Origin of the sequence: Kitasatospora sp. NPDC048545 (genome assembly GCF_040651155.1) — a bacterium.
Classification (GTDB): domain Bacteria; phylum Actinomycetota; class Actinomycetes; order Streptomycetales; family Streptomycetaceae; genus Kitasatospora.
The window spans coordinates 21,662-38,878 of sequence record NZ_JBEZIQ010000022.1 but is presented as its reverse complement, the minus strand read 5'-3'; the positions used below and the strand labels follow the sequence as shown (position 1 = coordinate 38,878).

Annotated in this window: 15 protein-coding genes; 12 read left to right on the top strand and 3 right to left on the bottom strand. The window is 72.9% G+C overall.

Translation table 11 applies throughout. The features are described from left to right. Positions 1-9: 9 nt before the first annotated feature. From pstC to AB0D10_RS21505, 5 genes are all read left to right on the top strand, one after another. A complete protein-coding gene (gene pstC, locus AB0D10_RS21525; RefSeq protein WP_360258609.1) occupies positions 10-1,041 on the top strand; it encodes a phosphate ABC transporter permease subunit PstC in 1,032 nt (343 codons plus the stop codon). A gap of 85 nt (positions 1,042-1,126) precedes the next feature. Continuing rightward, positions 1,127-2,380 (top strand): phosphate ABC transporter permease PstA, encoded by a 1,254-nt coding sequence (pstA, locus tag AB0D10_RS21520; protein WP_360258606.1) that lies wholly within the window; start codon positions 1,127-1,129, stop codon positions 2,378-2,380. 38 nt (positions 2,381-2,418) lie between these two features. Further along, entirely contained in the window at positions 2,419-4,251 is a 1,833-nt protein-coding gene (locus AB0D10_RS21515; RefSeq protein ID WP_360258603.1) for a phosphate ABC transporter substrate-binding protein PstS, read from the top strand. Continuing rightward, positions 4,248-5,159, top strand: coding sequence for a sortase (locus tag AB0D10_RS21510; protein WP_360258600.1), 912 nt, complete (start codon positions 4,248-4,250; stop codon positions 5,157-5,159). The genes AB0D10_RS21515 and AB0D10_RS21510 overlap by 4 nt, the downstream gene beginning before the upstream one ends. Before the next feature lie 23 nt (positions 5,160-5,182). Next, complete coding sequence (locus tag AB0D10_RS21505) at positions 5,183-6,112, top strand: phosphate ABC transporter ATP-binding protein (protein ID WP_360258597.1); 930 nt, start codon at positions 5,183-5,185, stop codon at positions 6,110-6,112. 6 nt (positions 6,113-6,118) lie between these two features. On the opposite strand, the gene AB0D10_RS21500 is transcribed toward AB0D10_RS21505, so the two are convergent. Continuing rightward, positions 6,119-6,985: an HAD family hydrolase gene (locus AB0D10_RS21500; RefSeq protein WP_360258594.1), complete on the bottom strand. Its 867-nt coding sequence runs from the start codon at positions 6,983-6,985 to the stop codon at positions 6,119-6,121. 187 nt (positions 6,986-7,172) lie between these two features. Between AB0D10_RS21500 and AB0D10_RS21495 the strand changes: the two genes are divergently transcribed. Beyond that, a complete protein-coding gene (locus AB0D10_RS21495) occupies positions 7,173-7,391 on the top strand; it encodes a hypothetical protein (RefSeq protein WP_360258591.1) in 219 nt (72 codons plus the stop codon). A gap of 160 nt (positions 7,392-7,551) precedes the next feature. On the opposite strand, the gene AB0D10_RS21490 is transcribed toward AB0D10_RS21495, so the two are convergent. Next, positions 7,552-10,212: a protease pro-enzyme activation domain-containing protein gene (locus tag AB0D10_RS21490; RefSeq protein WP_360258588.1), complete on the bottom strand. Its 2,661-nt coding sequence runs from the start codon at positions 10,210-10,212 to the stop codon at positions 7,552-7,554. Positions 10,213-10,360: 148 nt separating this feature from the next. Here AB0D10_RS21490 and AB0D10_RS21485 point away from each other — a divergent pair, with 148 nt between their 5' ends. The 6 genes from AB0D10_RS21485 (at position 10,361) to AB0D10_RS21460 (ending at position 15,835) form a co-directional block, all read left to right on the top strand. Then, positions 10,361-11,248 carry an LLM class flavin-dependent oxidoreductase gene (locus AB0D10_RS21485; protein ID WP_360258585.1) on the top strand — a complete coding sequence of 296 codons (888 nt, stop codon included), beginning with the start codon at positions 10,361-10,363 and terminating at the stop codon, positions 11,246-11,248. 145 nt (positions 11,249-11,393) lie between these two features. Further along, a complete protein-coding gene (locus AB0D10_RS21480; RefSeq protein ID WP_360258582.1) occupies positions 11,394-11,993 on the top strand; it encodes a hypothetical protein in 600 nt (199 codons plus the stop codon). 166 nt (positions 11,994-12,159) lie between these two features. Continuing rightward, positions 12,160-13,218 (top strand): ABC transporter ATP-binding protein, encoded by a 1,059-nt coding sequence (locus AB0D10_RS21475; RefSeq protein ID WP_360258579.1) that lies wholly within the window; start codon positions 12,160-12,162, stop codon positions 13,216-13,218. Continuing rightward, positions 13,202-14,101, top strand: coding sequence for an ABC transporter permease (locus AB0D10_RS21470; RefSeq protein WP_360258576.1), 900 nt, complete (start codon positions 13,202-13,204; stop codon positions 14,099-14,101). The genes AB0D10_RS21475 and AB0D10_RS21470 overlap by 17 nt, the downstream gene beginning before the upstream one ends. 11 nt (positions 14,102-14,112) lie before the next feature. After that, on the top strand, positions 14,113-15,030 hold the full coding sequence (locus tag AB0D10_RS21465; RefSeq protein WP_360258572.1) for an ABC transporter ATP-binding protein: 918 nt from the start codon (positions 14,113-14,115) through the stop codon (positions 15,028-15,030). 88 nt (positions 15,031-15,118) lie between these two features. Beyond that, positions 15,119-15,835, top strand: a complete 717-nt coding sequence (locus tag AB0D10_RS21460; protein WP_360258569.1) for an ABC transporter permease — start codon at positions 15,119-15,121, stop codon at positions 15,833-15,835. Between the two features lie 114 nt (positions 15,836-15,949). On the opposite strand, the gene AB0D10_RS21455 is transcribed toward AB0D10_RS21460, so the two are convergent. Then, positions 15,950-17,188 (bottom strand): MFS transporter, encoded by a 1,239-nt coding sequence (locus AB0D10_RS21455; RefSeq protein WP_360258566.1) that lies wholly within the window; start codon positions 17,186-17,188, stop codon positions 15,950-15,952. Between the last annotated feature and the right edge of the window lie 29 nt (positions 17,189-17,217).

The following is a 17,217-nucleotide window of genomic DNA, read 5'->3' as shown; positions in this document are numbered from 1 at the left end:
GAGCACACCATGACATCGGCCGCCGAGCCCGCGGCACCGTACGCCGGGGCGTCACGCCAACCCGACCACGGGCCCGACCAGGACGTCCCGCGCACCATCACCGCCCCCGCGACCCCGGGCGACCGGGTGTTCCGCGGCGTGCTGCGGCTGGCGGGCCTCTCGGTCTTCGCGATCATGGGACTGATCGCCTTCTTCCTGGTCCTGCGCGGCACCGACGCGCTGCGCACGGTCGGCTGGTCCTTCCTGACCGAGCAGAAGTGGCAGACCGCCGCGCACAACTTCGGCATCGCCGCCGTCCTGCCCAACGGCCTGCTGATCGCGGTGATCGCGCTGGTCATCGCCGTCCCGGTGGCCCTCGGCACCGCGATCTTCATCTCCGAGTACGCGCCGGTGCGGCTGCGCGCCGCGCTGATCTCGCTCGTCGACCTGATGGCGGCGATCCCCAGCATCGTCTACGGCCTGTGGGGCCTGTTCTTCCTGCAGCCGCGGATCGTCGGCTTCGTCCGCTGGATGGCCAACCACCTGGGCGACACCGTCCCGTTCCTCAAGGTGCGCATCGGCGACATCGGCACCTCGTACACCTCGTCGACGTTCATCGCCGGCGTGGTGGTCTCCCTGATGATCATCCCGATCGTCACCTCGCTCAGCCGGGAGGTCTTCTCCCAGGCCCCGCAGGGCGAGCGGGAGGGCGCGTACGCGCTGGGCTCGACCCGCTGGGGGATGGTCCGCGCGGTCGTCCTGCCCTTCGGCAAGGGCGGTGTGATCGGCGCGGTCATGCTGGGCTTCGGCCGGGCGATGGGCGAGACCATCGCGGTCGCGCTGATCATCTCGCCGAACTTCAAGGCCATCACGCACATCCTGGAGAACGGCGCCAACTCGATCTCCGCGCTGATCGCGCTGCGCTTCGGCGAGTCGGACTCGCTGTCGCTCTCCGCGCTGATGGCCGCCGGTCTGGTGCTGTTCGCGCTCACCCTGCTGGTCAACGTGCTGGCCGGGGTCGTCATCAACCGCTCGCGCTCCGGCGCCGCGACGGCGGACTGACCGTGACGGACCGTCAGCCCGAACGCCGGGCAGGGGAACGCCGGCCAGGGGAACGCCGACACCCGAACCGTGAAGGGACCATCCGATGACCACGCTCGACCTGCCGCCGGTCGCGGCGTCCGGGCCCGCCGGCGGACCCGCGCCCACCGCGCCCACCGCGTCCGCCGCGGCCGCGCCCGGGGCCGCCCGCCCCGAGAAGAAGCTGCGGATCGGCGGCGTCACCCGCGACGACGTCCTCACCCTGGCGGGCGCGACGGCCGGCTCGCTCGCACTGGACTGGGTGCTCTACGAGCGGGTGCTGCCGTTCAGCGGCGCCTTCGGCTTCCTGGTCTGCTGGTACCTGCTCTTCCTGGCCGGCTACTACCTGCTCGGCCGGCTCCAGTGGAACCCGATGATGGTGCGGGATCGGCTGGTCGGCGTGGTCGCCTGGAGCTCCGGCCTGCTGGTGGTCGCGCTGATCGCCGACCAGATCGGCTACGTCGCCGGCCGGGGCTGGGAGGCGGCCCAGCACCTGAACTTCTTCACCGAGTCGATGGAGCACACCGGCCCGCTCGACCCGCTCACCTCCGGCGGCGCGCTCAACGCGATCGTCGGCTCGCTCGAACAGCTCGGCCTGGCCACCCTGTTCGCGGTTCCGCTGGGCATCGCGGCGGCCGTCTTCATGTCCGAGGTCGGCGGCCGGATGTCCCGCCCGGTGCGCACCCTGGTCGAGGCGATGACGGCGCTGCCGTCCATCGTGGCCGGCCTGTTCATCCTCGGCGTCATGATCATCACCTTCGGCTTCGAGAAGAGCGGCTTCGCGGCCTCGCTCGCGCTCACCGTGATGATGATGCCGATCGTCACCCGGGCCGCCGAGGTGGTCATCCGGCTGGTGCCCGGCACCCTGCGCGAGGCCTCGTACGCGCTCGGCGGCAGCCAGTGGCGCACGGTGTGGAACGTGGTGCTGCCGACCGCGCGGCCCGGTCTGGTGACCGCGGTGGTGCTCGGCATGGCGCGCGGCGTCGGCGAGACCTCGCCGGTGCTGCTCACCTCCGGCTTCACCTCGCAGTTCAACGGCAACCCGTTCGAGGGGCACCAGGTCTCGCTGCCGCTGTACATCTGGAACTACGTCAAGCAGCCGTACGACGGGATGATCGCGCGCGGCTTCGCGGCCGGACTGACCCTGATGGGCGTGGTGCTGGTCCTCTTCGTCACCGCCCGTGTGGTCGGCGGCCGCCGGCCCGGGCAGCTGACCCGGGCCCAGAAGCGCCGGATCGACCGGGAGGCCCGCCGCCTGGAGGCGGCCGCCGTCGGCGCGGCCGCCCGCCCGTACCCCCTCCGGCCGCGAGCGCAGCAGTGATGTCCCGTCCAACCACCCTCCGTCCCAGAGGAGTTCACATGTTCCGGGAGGCCGCAAGGCGCTCCATGGCCCGGCTGCTGGCAGGGACGATGTCCCTGTCGCTCGCCACGGCCTCCCTGCTGATCGGGCAGACCCCGGCCCACGCGGCCTCCGTCTCGCTGAGCGCGGACGGCTCCAGCTGGGCCGGCCCCGCCATCGACCAGTGGCGGCAGGACGTGTCCCCGCAGGGCATCCAGATCAACTTCAACCCGGTCGGCTCGGCGGCCGGCCGCACCCAGTGGTCGATCGGTCAGGACGACTTCACCGCCTCCGACGTGCCGTTCCGCTCCGCGCCGGACACCGGCGTCGGCCAGGGCGGCAAGGACGCCGGCACCGGCAGCAAGGAGAACCCGGTCTACGGCTTCTCCTACGTGCCGATCACCGCGGGCGGCACCACCTTCATGTACAACCTGGTCGTCGGCGGCAAGCGGGTCACCGACCTGCGGCTCTCCCCGCAGACCGTCGTGGACATCTTCACCGGCAAGATCACCAACTGGAACGACCCGAAGGTCACCGCCGACTACGGCAAGGCCCTGCCCAACCTGCAGATCACCCCGGTGATCCGCTCGGACGGCTCCGGCGCCACCGCGCAGTTCACCCGCTGGATGGAGCACACCCACAAGGACCAGTGGGACGCCTACTGCAGGTCGGTCAACGGCGTGACCTGCGGCGACTACACCGAGTTCTTCCCGCCGTCCGGCCGGATGGTCGCCCAGAACGGCTCCGACGTGGTGGCCGGCTACATCAAGTCCCCGGGCAACCTCGGCACCATCGGCTACGACGAGTACGCCTTCGCCAAGCGCAGCAACTGGCCGGTCGTGAAGGTGCTCAACGCGGCCGGCTACTACTCGCTGCCCACCGCCTCCAACGTCGCCGTCGCGCTCACCGCCGCCAGGATCCGCGGCGTGGACGACAACACCGCGGCGGACGACCCGAACTACCTGCAGCAGAACCTCGACGGCGTCTACACGATGAACGACCCGCGCGCCTACCCGATCTCCAGCTACAGCTACCTGATCGTGCCGCGCGCCGGCGCGGCGCTGCCCCCGCCGCCGCGCTTCAACAACGACAAGGGCTCCGCGCTCAGCCGCTTCCTCTCCTACGTGCTGTGCGAGGGCCAGGGCAAGGCCGACGACCTCGGGTACTCGCCGATCCCGCGCGGCCTGGTCCGCGGCGGCCTGCTGCAGACCAGGTCCATCCCGGGCAACGCCGGCACGGTCGACCCGAACACCCTCTCCAACTGCGCCAACCCGACCTTCAACGCGGCCGGCGAGCTGACCGTCCTCAAGAACGCCCCGATGCCGAGCGAGTGCGACAAGCAGGGCGCGCCGCTCAACTGCGTCGTGCAGGGCGGCAAGGCGACGCCGGCCGGTTCGGGCGGCGGCTCCGGCTCCGGTTCCGGCGGCTCGAACGGCTCCGGCGGCGCGGCGGGCGGCTCCGGCGGTACCGGTGGCACCGGCGCGTTCGGGGGCGGCTCCGGGACCGCCGGCGGCACGGGCGCCGGCGCCGGTGTGGGGGCGGGCGGCGCCGGAGGTGCCGCCGGGGGTGACCCGAACGCGCCCGGCGGTGCTGCCGCCGGGGGTGACCCGAACGCGCCAGGCGGCGACGGCGGCGGGGACGTGATCGACCCGCAGACCGGGCAGGTGGTCGCCCGCGGCCGCGGCGGCGCCGCCACCGAGGTGGCGGCCGACGTGGTCGAGGTCAGCGGCAAGCCCGAGGACTGGACGCTGTCCACCCTCACCGCAGTGGAACTGCTCGCCGTGGTGCTCGTCCCGCCGCTGCTCGGCCGCCGGCTGCTGCGCCGCCGCAACGGCTCGGACGGCACCTCGTGACCGCCCCGGTGCTGGAGAAGCCGGACGTGCGGCCGGCACCGGCGGCCGAGCAGCGGCCCGCCGCCACGGCTGCCCCGGCCCTGCCCGCCGTCCCGCCCGGACGGCGGCGGTTCCTCCAGGGCGCCTGGGCGGTGAGTCTGGCGGCCGCGCTGGTGCTGGGCTTCGTCGGGTACCTGTTCACGCTCTCGCACGTCCAGGAGCGGCACTACCAGTCCACCGCCTACAAGACCTTCCGCGACCAGCTGGCCCGGGCCGTCGCCCCGACCGGCCCGGCCGCCGACGGCGACCCGGTGGCCCTGCTGGACATCCCGGCGATCGGCCTGCACCGGGCCGTGGTGGTCGAGGGCACCACCGGCCGGGACCTGATGCGCGGCCCCGGCCACCGCCGGGACACCGCCCTGCCCGGCCAGGGCGGCGTCGCGGTGGTCTTCGGCCGCGGCGCCACCTTCGGCGCACCGTTCGCCGAACTGTCCGGGCTGCGGATCGGCGACAGGATCGAAACCACCACCGGGCAGGGCAAGTTCACCTACACCGTCAACACGTACGGCGACGGCGACCACCCGATCGCCGACCAGGCCCGCAACCGGCTGGTACTGGTGACCGGAGACTCCGACTGGATCCCCGGCTCGACCGTGCTGATCGGCGCCCGGCTCGACGGCGACCCCGAACAGAACCCCGGCGGCCGGCCCGCGACCGTCCCGTACGACAAGGCACTGGCCGCGGACAAGGGCGTGCTGGCCACCCTGCAGCTGTGGTCGCTCGGCCTGCTCGGCGCCGTGTTCGGCGCCCTGGTGCTGGCCCGGTTCTGGCGGCGCTCGGCCGCGTACCTGAGCCTCGCGCCGGTGGTCGGCGCGCTGCTCTGGGCGGTCTACGAGAACGCCGCCGCCCTGCTGCCCAACCTCTACTGACGCGCGCCCGGAGGACCGTACCGATGACCGACGCACCACTGACCGACGACCCGGCGACCGACCCGGCCGCCGACACCCTCACCCTCCCCCCGGTCGCCCCCGCGCCGGCCGCCCAGGCCTCCCCGGCCGTCCCGTACGGGGACGGGCCGTACGCCGACGGCCACCCCGGCGGCGAACCGCTGGCCGGGCTGGAGACCCGCGATGTCTCCGCCTGGTTCGGCAGCCGCAAGGTGCTGGAGCGGGTCTCGCTGGCCATGCCGGCCGGCGGGGTCACCGCGCTGATCGGCCCGTCCGGCTGCGGGAAGTCCACCTACCTGCGGATCCTCAACCGGATGCACGAGATGGTGCGCGGCGCCGCCCTCTCTGGCGAGGTCCTGCTGGACGGGGACGACGTCTACCGGCCCGGCCGGCGCCCCGCCGAAGTGCGGCGCAGGATCGGCATGGTGTTCCAGCGGCCCAACCCCTTCCCGGCGATGTCCATCCAGGACAACGTCTCCAGCGGCCTCAAGCTGGCCGGGATCAAGGTGTCCAAGGAGGAGCGGCAGCACCTGGTGGAGACCAGCCTGCGCCGGGCCGGACTCTGGGACGAGGTGTCCGGCCGACTGCACACCCCGGGCGGCGCACTTTCCGGCGGGCAGCAGCAACGCCTTTGCATCGCAAGGTCGTTGGCCGTCTCGCCGGACATCCTGCTGATGGACGAGCCGTGCTCCGCGCTCGACCCGACCTCCACCCGGCGGGTCGAGGAGACCATCGCCGAGCTGCGCGGGCGGCTCACCATCGTGATCGTCACCCACAACATGCAGCAGGCCCAGCGGGTCTCGCAGACCTGCGCGTTCTTCCTGGCCACCCATGACACCCCGGGCCGGATCATCGAGGCCGGGCCGACCGGGCAGGTCTTCGGCAGTCCGCGCGACCAGCGGACCTCCGACTACGTCAACGGGCGCTTCGGGTAACGGTGTTCAGAGCGGGGGGCTGCTCGGCCGGCCGAGCCCGAGCAGCTCCTCCAGCACCGCCGCCACGCCGTCCTGCTCATTGCTCACCGTGTGCAGCGGCACCGCCGCCAGCACCTGCGGGTGGGCGTTGGCGACGGCGTACGCGGTGCCGGCCCAGGCCAGCATCTCCAGGTCGTTCGGCATGTCGCCGAAGGCCACCACCTCGGCGCGGTCGATCCCGTGCCCGGCGCACCAGCCGGCCAGCGTGCTGGCCTTGGTGACGCCGGGCGCACTGATCTCCAGCAGCGCGATCGGCGCCGAGCGGGTGATCTCGGCCAGGTGCCCGGCCGCCGAGCGGGCCTCGGCCAGGAAGGTGTCCGGATCGAGCTCCGGGTGCTTGGCGAGCAGCTTGAACAGGCCGCGGACCGGCCCGCCGGCCCCCAGCAGCTCCTCCGCCGAGCCGACCGCGTGCTCCAGGTCGTCGCCCCACATCGGCACCGCGTAGCCGTCCTCACGGGCCCAGCCGTCCGGGTACTCGAAGGCGAACGCGGTGCCCGGCAGCTTGGCCCGCAGCACCTCGACCACCGCCAGCGTGGTGTCCACCGGCAGCGGGAACGACTCCAGCAGCTCGCCGCGCCGCACGTCCACCACCGCGCCGCCGTTCGAGCAGATCGCCACCCCGTGACCGCCGATGTGCGGGCTCACCTGCTGCATCCAGCGCGGCGGCCGCCCGGTCACGAACACCACCTGCACCCCGGCCGCCTCGGCCGCCGCCAGCGCCGCGGCGGTGCGGTCGGTGACGGTGCCGCCGGAGCAGAGCAGGGTGCCGTCCAGGTCGGTGGCGATGAGGCGGGGGGCGGTACGGGGTTCGGTCACCGGTCCATCTTCGCCCATCGACGCCGCCGGGTCACCGGCACGGTCGGCGCCGGGGCCGGGCCGGGCAGGGAGGTGCTCCGGGGGCCGCGCTCGGCTCGATCCGGCCCTTCGTACGCCCTTTCCGGCCGATCCCGTGATCGCCCCGGGTGTCCCGCGCGGCCCGGGGCAGGAACCGGGCACGGCCACCCCGTCGGCAGGAAGAGCCATGCCCACTCGCGAGCTCCGTGACCAGCCGCCCCCGACCGTCCGCCCCGACCGCTCCGGCCCGGGGCCCTCCGGCCCGGACACGACCGGCCCGGACACGACCGGCACCTCGCGCGACCCGGTCCTGATCGGCGAGGTCCTCTTCCACACCCTCGCGGACCTCGCCCGCCGCACCGCCGCCCCGAGCCTCCCGGCGCAGCGCACCCGCCCGCACCCGTAGCGGCCCGTCGCCGGGCCGGTGTCCGGGAGCGCGGGGGCGCCGGTGCCCGGGAGCGCCGAACCGGCTCCGGCGCCCGGAAACGCCGGAGGCCTCCCGGCAGCTCGCGGTGCGAACTGCCGGGAGGCCCCTTTCACGGGTTCCCGAGGGCGTCCTGGGCGTCCTAGTGGAGCGCCAGCGACAGGGCGGTCACGTTCGAGTTGTCGACCGGGACCGGAGCGTGGAACCAGTTGCCGTCGGCGCTGTGCACCTCGTACAGCTTGCCGTCCTCGATGGCCTGGATCACGCGGTCACCGCCGGGGGTGATCTTGCCCGAGAGGGAGGTGATGTTGCCGGTGACACCGGGGATCACGCCGTCGTGCCAGCCGTCGGAGGCGCTGTACACCTCGTGCAGCTGGTTGTTCTTGATGGCCGAGATCACGCGGACACCGGAGGTGTTGTAGTTGAAGCTCAGCGCGGTGATGCCGGACAGGCCCGGGATTACGCCGTCGTGCCAGCCGTCGGAGGCGCTGTAGATCTCGTGCAGCTCGCCGCCCTTGATGGCCTCGATGACGCGGGCGCCCGAGGGGCTGTAGCTGAAGCTCATCGCGGTGATGCCGGACAGGCCCGGGATCACGCCGTCGTGCCAGCCGTCGGAGGCGCTGTAGATCTCGTGCAGCTCGCCGCCCTTGATGGCCTCGATGACGCGGTCACCCGACGGGCTGAAGCTGAAGCTCATCGCGGTGATGCCGGACAGGCCCGGGATCACGCCGTCGTGCCAGCCGGTGTTGTCGGTGTAGATCTCGTGCAGCTCACCGTTCTCGATGGCCTCGATCACCCGGTTGCCGTTGGCGTTGTAGGTGAAGCTCAGCGCGCTGAGGCCGGTGACGCCCGGAACGACGCCGTCGTGCCAGCCGGTCAGGTCGGTGTAGACCTCGTGCAGCTGGCCGTTCTCCACGGCCTCGATCGTCCGGTCGTAGCCCGCGTTCGGGTTGCAGACCAGCTTCATGACCTTGTCGGCGTCCGGGGTGCCCAGGCCGGTGGCCATGTCGTAGCCCGAGGTGGCCGCGTACAGGCCGCCCTGGATGCCGATGTCGTTGTTGCCCGAGGTGACGTCGTTCAGCGCGGGGATCCCGTGCTTCGCGGCGTAGTAGAACGCGGGGGCGAGGAAGCCCACCCGGCCGGTGCAGCCCGGGTTGTTCTGGTGCGCCGCGATGGCGGCCCAGAGCGGGGCGGAACCGCTGGTGCCGCCGACGATCATCCAGGAGCCGGCGCCGGTGGAGACCACGTAGCCGGTCGACGGGTCGGCGTTGGCGGCCACGTCGGGGACCTGACGGCAGACCGTGCCGGCCGCGCCCTGGCACTGGTTGTTGTAGCCCGGGCCGTAGAAGCCGGCCTGGTAGCCGCCGCCGGTCTGGGCCCAGCGGGAGATGCCGCCGCCGCTCGCGCCGCCGTTGCGGTTCCACACCGACTCGGAGACGGTGCCGCCGTTGCTGCTCAGGGTCGTGCCGCCGACACCGGTGACGAGCGGCTGGCTCGCCGGGTCGGAGGTGCTCAGCAGGTTGGTGATGCTCGCCGGAGCGCCGGCGTTCTTCAGGTAGTTGCAGCCGCTGGAGCCGTCGTCACCCGAGGCCGCCACCACCGTCTGGCCCTGCAGCGCGGCCTGCAGGAAGATGTCCCGCTCGGCGACCAGGTCGCTGGTCGCCATCACCTGGTCGCAGACGCCCCAGCTGGTGGTGACCACCTGGGCGCGGTTGTCCGAGACGATCTGACGGTAGGTGTTCTGGATGTCCGCCTGGGTGGCGCGCGAGGCGTCCGGGCCCTGGTAGACCAGCACGTTCGCGCGCGGCGCGAGGCCGATGACGGTGTCGATGTCCAGCGCGGTCTCGACGCCGACGCCGTTGTTGGTCGGCGGGGCCTGGTAACCGGTGTTGACCCGGACCCGCTGCACCGAGGCGTTGGTGCCGAAGCAGGACTGGAAGGCGCTCAGACCGGCGTCCGAGTAGTCCTCCAGCGCGAAGACGGCGACGGTCGTGCCGAAGCCGCCGTCGGTCATGCCGTTCAGGCCGTAGGCCGAGGCGAGCGCGGAGGGGCTGAAGTAGTCCTTGCCGTCCGTCTTTCCGGGGAACGCCGCGGCAGCGCCGCCGCACATCGCCGGGTAGGCACCGGCCGCGGCCGTCGCGGCCGAGTGCGCGAGACCCGTGCCGGCCTGGCCGGTGGCGCCGATCACGTGGCTGCTGTGCGCCTGGGCCAGGGTGTTCAGGCCGACGACGCCGGTGATCGCCCCGGCCACGTCGGAACGCACCGCGGGGGCGGCGGTGTTCAGGAAGCCGGTCCGGCCGTCGGGCGTCGCGTAGCCGGCCAGGTCCACGTCGAAGGACTTCTTGGCCTGGGCGACGGTGGTGGAGACCGGGATGGTCAGGCCGTCGGCCGCGAGCGCGCCGGGCTTCAGACCCTGCGCCGTGAGCGCCTGGCTGACCTTGGCGACGGTGGCCGGGTCGGCGCCGAAGCGCTGCGCGAACTCACCGGTCTGCAGGAAGTGGTGGTACTGCGGCGACGTCCTGTCGCTCACCGCGGCGGCGAGCGCGTTGGCGCCGGCCTCGTTGCGGGACTTCAGGTGCACGCTCAGCTGAACCGGGGTGTCGTCCGCCGGGTCGGCCGTCTTGGTGGCGTCCCCCGGGGCGGTCGGCACGCTGCCGACGCGCTGCGTCGTCGGGGCGTCGGCGTGGGCGGCCGGCAGGCCGGCGTAGGTGACCAGGGCAACGGTGGCTATGGCCAGGGTGGCCGCGCGGGACAGCGGCTTGGCCGTCCAGGGCAGCCGGGCGTTCGGCGTCGGATGAGACATCCGCGCTCCCCCCAATTTGATGAATCCGATGGACTCTCGAACGAAGGTCCGACGGGAGTTCTATCAGGCCGCGGGGACACCCCCGCAACCGAATACCCCCCAGGCGCCGCGCGGGGGGCCCGGAGCCCCCTCCCGTAGGGTCGTCGGCATGCGACTGAGCACGGTGATCCTCCCCATCCACCGGTGGAGCGAGGGGCAGAAGATCTGGCGTCGGGCCGAGGAACTCGGCTTCCACGCTGCGTACACCTACGACCACCTGTCCTGGCGGAGCTTCCGCGACGAGCCGTGGTTCGGCTCCGTCCCGACCCTCACCGCCGCCGCCACGGCGACCGAACGGCTGCGCCTGGGCACGCTGGTGACGTCGCCGAACTTCCGGCACCCGGTGACGCTGGCCAAGGAGCTGATCACGCTGGACGACGTGTCCGGCGGGCGGCTGACGCTGGGGATCGGGGCCGGCGGCACGGGCTACGACGCGACGGCGATGGGCCAGGAGGCGTGGTCGCCGAAGGAACGGGCGGCCCGGTTCGGCGAGTTCCTGCCGCTGCTGGACGAACTGCTGCGGACCGACGCCACCACCCGCGAGGGCACGTACTACTCGGCGGTCGAGGCGCGCAACGTCCCCGGCTGCGTGCAGACCCCGCGGGTGCCGTTCTACGTCGCCGCGACCGGCCCGCGCGGGCTGAAGCTGGCCGCCGAACACGGGCAGGGCTGGGTGACGTACGGCGACCCGAAGGGCCCGGCGGACGTTCCGGTCGAGCAGGCGCCCGCGGTGATCGGGCAGCAGATCGGCAAGCTGACGGCGGCCTGCGAGGCGAGCGGCCGGGACGTGGCCGAGCTGGAGAAGGTCCTGCTCCAGGGCTCGACGGCGGAGAAGCCGCTGGACTCCCTGGACGCCTTCGTCGACTGGGCCGGCACCTACCGGGAGTTGGGCATCACGGAGCTGGTGGTGCACTGGCCCGTCCCGGACTCGATCTTCGAGAACGACCTCGCCGTCTTCGAGCGGATCGCCACCGAGGGCCTGGCGCAGCTGGGTTGACCGGTTCCGGCCGGAGCGCCCGACGCCGGGGCGCTCCGGCCGGACCGCCGGGTGGTGACCGCCCCGGGGAGTGACGGGGCGAGGCGCTAGTCTGTCCGCCGCACCGCCACATCTGATCATGCGTTACAACGGGGGTTCCTTCGCCATGTCTGCTTCCAGGACACTGCTCGCCACCGCTCTGGTCGCCACCGCCGCGCTCGGCCTGGCCGCCTGCGGACCGGACGACTCGTCGGACCAGGGCGCGGGAGGCGGGTCGAGCACCGCGACCGCCGCCCCGACCACCGCCGCTCCCGGCCCGACCACCGCCGCCCCGGCCGGCACCGGGAAGCCCGCGCCGACCGGCGCCCCGACCGGCACCCCGGGCGCGTCCGGCGAGCCCGAGGGCTTCTGCACCCACGAGCCGCTGCCGGCCGGCCAGAAGTGGATCTACCCGGTGAAGGGCACCACCGCGACCACCCTGGTCTACAAGGAGACCAAGGACGTCTGCGGCGTCGACGACGTCGGCTTCGACCCGGTCGGCGCCGACAAGAGCGCCGCGTTCGCGCCCACCGCCAAGGGCCACCTCCGCTCGGTGGTCGCCGCGCCGAAGGACGTCAGCGTGGCCGACCTGGTCAAGCACGTCAACGAGTGCATCGCGACCCCGGGCAACCAGAAGGGCTCGTACCCCTGCTCGACCGGCGACTACAAGCTGGCCCTCGACGCCTCCGGCAAGGTCGTCGAGCTGTGGGAGCGCCCGCACTCCTGACCCGGGACCGGCGTCGGCCGCCCGCCCCCGCGGCGGGCGGCCGACGCCGTCGCGCGCGCCCGCCTTCCCGGCGAGCGCACAGGAGGGCGCCGATGCCGGCCGACCCCTAGGGGAGAGGGGGGCCGGAGTCATACCGCAGCAGCAGGGGGGCTCGTCATTCCAGCTCATGACCCGTGCCGCGCGGGCCCGTTACGTTGAGGGCGTGTCCACAGCTGTCATCAAGACGGACGGCCTCACCAAGAGGTTCCCCCGGATCACCGCCCTCGATCAGCTCACCGTCGAGGTGCAGCCGGGGGTGGTCGGGCTGGTCGGGGCCAACGGGGCCGGGAAGTCCACACTGATCAAGATCCTGCTCGGGCTCGCCCCGGCGACCTCCGGCCGGGGCGAGGTCCTCGGTCTGGACATCGCCACCCGGGGCTCCGAGATCCGCGAGCGGGTCGGCTACATGCCCGAGCACGACTGCCTGCCGCCGGACGTCTCCGCGACCGAGTTCGTGGTGCACATGGCCCGGATGGCGGGCCTGCCCGCCACCGCCGCCCGTGAGCGCACCGCGGACACCCTGCGGCACGTCGGCCTCTACGAGGAGCGGTACCGGCCGATGGGCGGGTACTCGACCGGCATGAAGCAGCGGGTCAAGCTCGCCCAGGCCCTGGTGCACGACCCCAGACTGGTGCTGCTGGACGAGCCGACCAACGGCCTCGACCCGGCGGGCCGGGACGAGATGCTCGGCCTGATCCGCCGGGTGCACACCGACTTCGGCATCTCGGTGCTGGTCACCACCCACCTGCTCGGCGAGCTGGAGCGCACCTGCGACCACCTGGTCGTCATCGACGGCGGCAGGCTGCTGCGCTCCTCCTCCACCGCCTCCTTCACCGAGGCGACGGCGGTCCTCGCGGTCGAGGTCACCGACCACCCGGAGGACCACACCGTCGAGCCCGGGGAGGCGGTCCGCGCCCGCCTTGCCGCGGCCGGCGTCGACGTCCGGCCGGAGGGTTCGCACCTGGTGCTGGTCCGGCTGGCCGACGAGTCGACGTACGACACGATCCGCGACACCGTCGCCGGGCTGGGCCTCGGCCTGGTCCGCTTGGAACAGCGACGGCACCGGGTCGCCGAGCTGTTCACCGAGGGCCCGGACACCGTGGCACCACCGGCTGTGCCGGACGCCCCGGAGGGCAGGAACACCCAGGACAGCAGGGGAGGTTCGGACGATGTCGCTGCCTCCTGAGAGCAGGCCCGCCGACACCGGCGTCATCCACGACATCGGCTACCGCGGCTACACCGGGCCCCGGCTCGGCCGCGGCTACGCCACCCGCGCGCTCTTCACCCAGAGCCTGCGCGCCGCCTACGGGCTCGGCCGTTCCGGCAAGTCCAAGGTGCTGCCGATGCTGGTGCTGGGCGTGGTCACCGTGCCCGCCGTGATCATGGTGTCGTTCGCCCTCTACCTGAAGCGCGACGAACTGCCGGTCGAGTACGCGGGGTACCTCGCGAGCCTCAACCTGGTGGTGTCGGTCTTCCTCGCCTCCCAGGCGCCGGTGCTGCTCTCGCGGGACCTGCGGTACCAGGCCGTGCCGCTCTACTTCTCCCGGCCGATCACCCGCACCGACTACGTCCGGGCCAAGTCCGCGGCCATGGTCTGCGCCCAACTGCTGCTGATGTCGGCGCCGTTGCTGGTGCTCTACGTCGGTGCCCTGCTCGGTGGCATGGACTTCGCCGAGAACACCGGGCACTTCCTGTACGGCCTGGCCGCGGCCGTGCTGTACGCCGTGGTGCCGACCTCGGTGGCGCTGGTGATCGCGGCCACCACCCCGCGCCGGGGCTTCGGGGTCGCCGCCATCATGGGCTACCTGGCGATCAGTGCCGCGGTGGCGGGCGTCGCGGTCGGCATCAGCGACCCGGGCCCGACCGGCTCCGACGCCGCGCAGTGGACCTCGCTGATCTCGCCCACCAACCTGGTGGAGTCCCTGGTCAACGAGGTGTTCGACCTCGGCACCGGCCTCGACCGCCGGCACGCCCCGGGCGGGCTCGGCATCGCGGTGTTCGCGCTCGTGGCCGTGGCCCTGGTGGTCGGCTCGTACCGGCTGCTGCTGAGCCGCTACAAGAAGGTTTGAGAGAGGGCGGCATGGCCACCATCAGCATCGACAAGGTCTCCCGCTGGTTCGGGAACGTGGTCGCGGTCAACGACATCACCATGACCATCGGCCCCGGCGTCACCGGCCTGCTCGGGCCCAACGGCGCGGGCAAGTCCACCCTCATCCACATGATGAGCGGCTTCCTCGCCCCGTCCAGCGGCTCGGTCACCCTGGACGGCGCGCCGATCTGGCGCAACCAGCAGGTGTACCGGCAGATCGGCCTGGTCCCCGAGCGGGAGTCCATGTACGACTACCTGACCGGCTGGGAGTTCGTCCTCGCCAACGCCGAACTGCACGGCCTGCCCCAGCCGGGCGCCGCCGCCCGCCGGGCCCTGGACCTGGTGGAGATGGCCCACGCCAAGGACCGGCGCACCGGCACGTACTCCAAGGGCATGAAGCAGCGGGTCAAGATGGCCTCCGCACTGGTCCACGACCCGGCCGTGCTGCTGCTCGACGAGCCCTTCAACGGCATGGACCCGCGCCAGCGGCTCCAGCTGATGGAGCTGCTGCGCCGCTTCGGCGCGGACGGCCGCACGGTGCTCTTCTCCTCGCACATCCTGGAGGAGGTCGAGCAACTGGCCCGGCACATCGAGGTCGTGGTCGCCGGCCGGCACGCCGCCTCGGGCGACTTCCGCAAGATCCGCCGGCTGATGACCGACCGCCCGCACCGCTACCTGGTCCGCTCCAGCGACGACCGCCGGCTCGCCGCCGCGCTGATCGCCGACGGCTCCACCACCGGCATCGAGGTGGACGAGCGGGAACGGGCCCTGCGGATCGAGGCGGTCAACTTCCAGGGCTTCACCACCCTGCTGCCCAGGGTCGCCCGGGAGGCCGGCATCCGGCTGTACACCGTCTCCCCGGCCGACGAGTCGCTGGAGAGCGTCTTCTCGTACCTGGTCTCCGCGTGATGCCGGCCGATCCCCGCGTGACACCGACCGACCGGGCCGAGGCCGACCGTGCCCGAGCCGACCGGACCCAGGAAGGGGCCGACCGTCCATGAACCCCACCGTCGCCAGGCTGACCCTGCGCGGGCTGCTGGGCCGCCGCCGCGGCCTGCTGCTGCTGGTGGTCCCCGCGCTGCTGTTGCTGGTCTCCGCCATCGCGAGCGGGTCGACCGCCGACGCGCACGGCCTGACCGTCAAGATCCTCGGCCAACTCGGCCTGGGCACCCTGGTCCCGATCCTCGGCCTGGTGGTCGGCACCGGGGCCATCGCCACCGAGATCGACGACGGCTCGATCGTCTACCTGCTCGCCAAGCCGCTGCCGCGGTGGCGGATCATCACCACCAAGCTGGCCGTGGCGATCGGCGTCACCTGGCTGTTCTCGGTCGTGCCGACGCTGCTGTCCGGGCTGCTGCTGTTCGGCACCCGGGACGGCATGGTGCTCGGCTACACGGTGGCTGTGATGGTCGCCGGGGCCGCGTACAGCGCGCTGTTCCTGCTGCTCGGCGTGGTCACCCGGCACGCCGTGGTCGCCGGGCTGGGGTACGCCCTGATCTGGGAGTCGGTGGTCGGCAACTTCGTCGAGGGCGCCCGGACGCTGAGCATCCAGCAGTGGGGCCGGGCGGTGGCCGAGGCCGTGGCCGGGGACTCCGCGATCGGTGCCGACGTCTCGCTGGGGGCGGCCGTCCCGCTGCTGCTGGTGGTGACCGTCGGGGCGACGGTGCTGGCCTCGGTGAAGCTGGCCGGGCTGACCCTGGCCGGCGAGGAGTGAACCGGGCCGTACGACGGTGAACGGGAACGGCGCTCCGGGGATCCCCGGAGCGCCGTTCCCGTTCACGACCGTCGAGTCCGTCCGGACGCCGTGGCGGGTCCGGACGCCGGAGGGTCAGAGCGTGCGGTTGCGGCCCGCTCCCCAGCCGGCCACACCGACCACCAGCACCAGCGCCAGCATCAGCATCAGGGTGGTCTCCCAGCCGCCGGTGAGCTGGTGCAGGGCGCCGGCACCGACCGGGCCGGCCGCCGCGACCAGGTAGCCGATCGCCTGCGACATCCCGCCCAGCTGGGCGGCACCGGCCGCGCTGCCGGTGCGCAGCACGATGAACGCCAGGCCCAGGCCCAGCGAACCGCCCTGGGCCACCCCGAGGACGGCCGCCGAGACCCACGCGGCGGAGACCGGCGCGACCAGCAGCATCGCGATGCCCACCCCGTTCAGGGCGGCCATGGTCACCGCCAGGGCGCGCTGGTTGGTCATCCGGCCGGCCATCAGCGGCACCAGGAAGGCACCGGCCACCTGCACCAGGTTGGAGAAGGCGAAGACCAGACCGGCCTGGCCGCGGTCCATGCCGTGGTCGGCCAGGATGGTCGGCATCCAGGCCACCAGGGTGTAGACCAGCAGCGACGAGATGCCCATGAAGAGGCTGATCTGCCAGGCCAGCGGGGACTTCCAGATGCCCTCGACCGGCGTGCCCGGCGTCGCGGCCGCGGCCGCGACGCCGCGCTCCTGACGGCTGCGCAGCACCTGCGGCAGCCAGGCCACCGCGGCGACCAGCGCCAGCAGCGACCAGGCACCGAGCGAGGCCCGCCAGCCGCCGCCGAGCACGTGCTCCAGCGGGACGGAGGTACCGGCGGCGAGGGTCGCGCCGACCAGCATGGTGGTCGAGTAGACGCCGGTCATGGTCGCCGCGCGGTCCGGGAACTCCCGCTTGACCAGGCCGGGCATCGACACGTTGAGCACCGCGATCGCCACGCCGATCACCACGCAGCCCGCGTACAGCGCGGCCACCGAGGGCAGCACCCGCAGCAGCACGCCCGCGCCCAGCACCAGCACCGCGCCCAGCACCACCCGCTCGGCGCCGAACCGGCGGGTCAACCGGGGGGTGAGCGGGGCACCGACGCCCTGGAACAGCACCGGGACGGTGGTGATCAGGCCGCTGGCGGTCGCGGAGAGGCCGAAGGTCCGCTGGATCTCGCCGACCATCGGGGAGATCGCGGCCAGGCAGGCGCGCATGTTCAGCGCGACCAGCACGATGCCGGTCAGCAGCAGGAGCGGATGGGCCAGCCGGGTGCGGACCGGGAGCGGGGCAGGGGTGGTGACAACCGGCTGCTGGGCACGGGTGACGGCCATGGGTGTGCTGTTCTTTCCGGGATGTGCGT

What these genes read in the sequence shown, in the direction of transcription:
- pstC (WP_360258609.1), top strand. Translation starts at nt 10, where the DNA reads ATGACATCGGCCGCCGAGCCCGCGGCACCGTACGCCGGGGCGTCACGC.
- pstA (WP_360258606.1), top strand. Translation starts at nt 1,127, where the DNA reads ATGACCACGCTCGACCTGCCGCCGGTCGCGGCGTCCGGGCCCGCCGGC.
- AB0D10_RS21515 (WP_360258603.1), top strand. Translation starts at nt 2,419, where the DNA reads ATGTTCCGGGAGGCCGCAAGGCGCTCCATGGCCCGGCTGCTGGCAGGG.
- AB0D10_RS21505 (WP_360258597.1), top strand. Translation starts at nt 5,183, where the DNA reads ATGACCGACGCACCACTGACCGACGACCCGGCGACCGACCCGGCCGCC.
- AB0D10_RS21500 (WP_360258594.1), bottom strand. Translation starts at nt 6,985, where the DNA reads ATGGGCGAAGATGGACCGGTGACCGAACCCCGTACCGCCCCCCGCCTC.
- AB0D10_RS21495 (WP_360258591.1), top strand. Translation starts at nt 7,173, where the DNA reads ATGCCCACTCGCGAGCTCCGTGACCAGCCGCCCCCGACCGTCCGCCCC.
- AB0D10_RS21490 (WP_360258588.1), bottom strand. Translation starts at nt 10,212, where the DNA reads ATGTCTCATCCGACGCCGAACGCCCGGCTGCCCTGGACGGCCAAGCCG.
- AB0D10_RS21485 (WP_360258585.1), top strand. Translation starts at nt 10,361, where the DNA reads ATGCGACTGAGCACGGTGATCCTCCCCATCCACCGGTGGAGCGAGGGG.
- AB0D10_RS21480 (WP_360258582.1), top strand. Translation starts at nt 11,394, where the DNA reads ATGTCTGCTTCCAGGACACTGCTCGCCACCGCTCTGGTCGCCACCGCC.
- AB0D10_RS21475 (WP_360258579.1), top strand. Translation starts at nt 12,160, where the DNA reads ATGACCCGTGCCGCGCGGGCCCGTTACGTTGAGGGCGTGTCCACAGCT.
- AB0D10_RS21470 (WP_360258576.1), top strand. Translation starts at nt 13,202, where the DNA reads ATGTCGCTGCCTCCTGAGAGCAGGCCCGCCGACACCGGCGTCATCCAC.
- AB0D10_RS21465 (WP_360258572.1), top strand. Translation starts at nt 14,113, where the DNA reads ATGGCCACCATCAGCATCGACAAGGTCTCCCGCTGGTTCGGGAACGTG.
- AB0D10_RS21460 (WP_360258569.1), top strand. Translation starts at nt 15,119, where the DNA reads ATGAACCCCACCGTCGCCAGGCTGACCCTGCGCGGGCTGCTGGGCCGC.
- AB0D10_RS21455 (WP_360258566.1), bottom strand. Translation starts at nt 17,188, where the DNA reads ATGGCCGTCACCCGTGCCCAGCAGCCGGTTGTCACCACCCCTGCCCCG.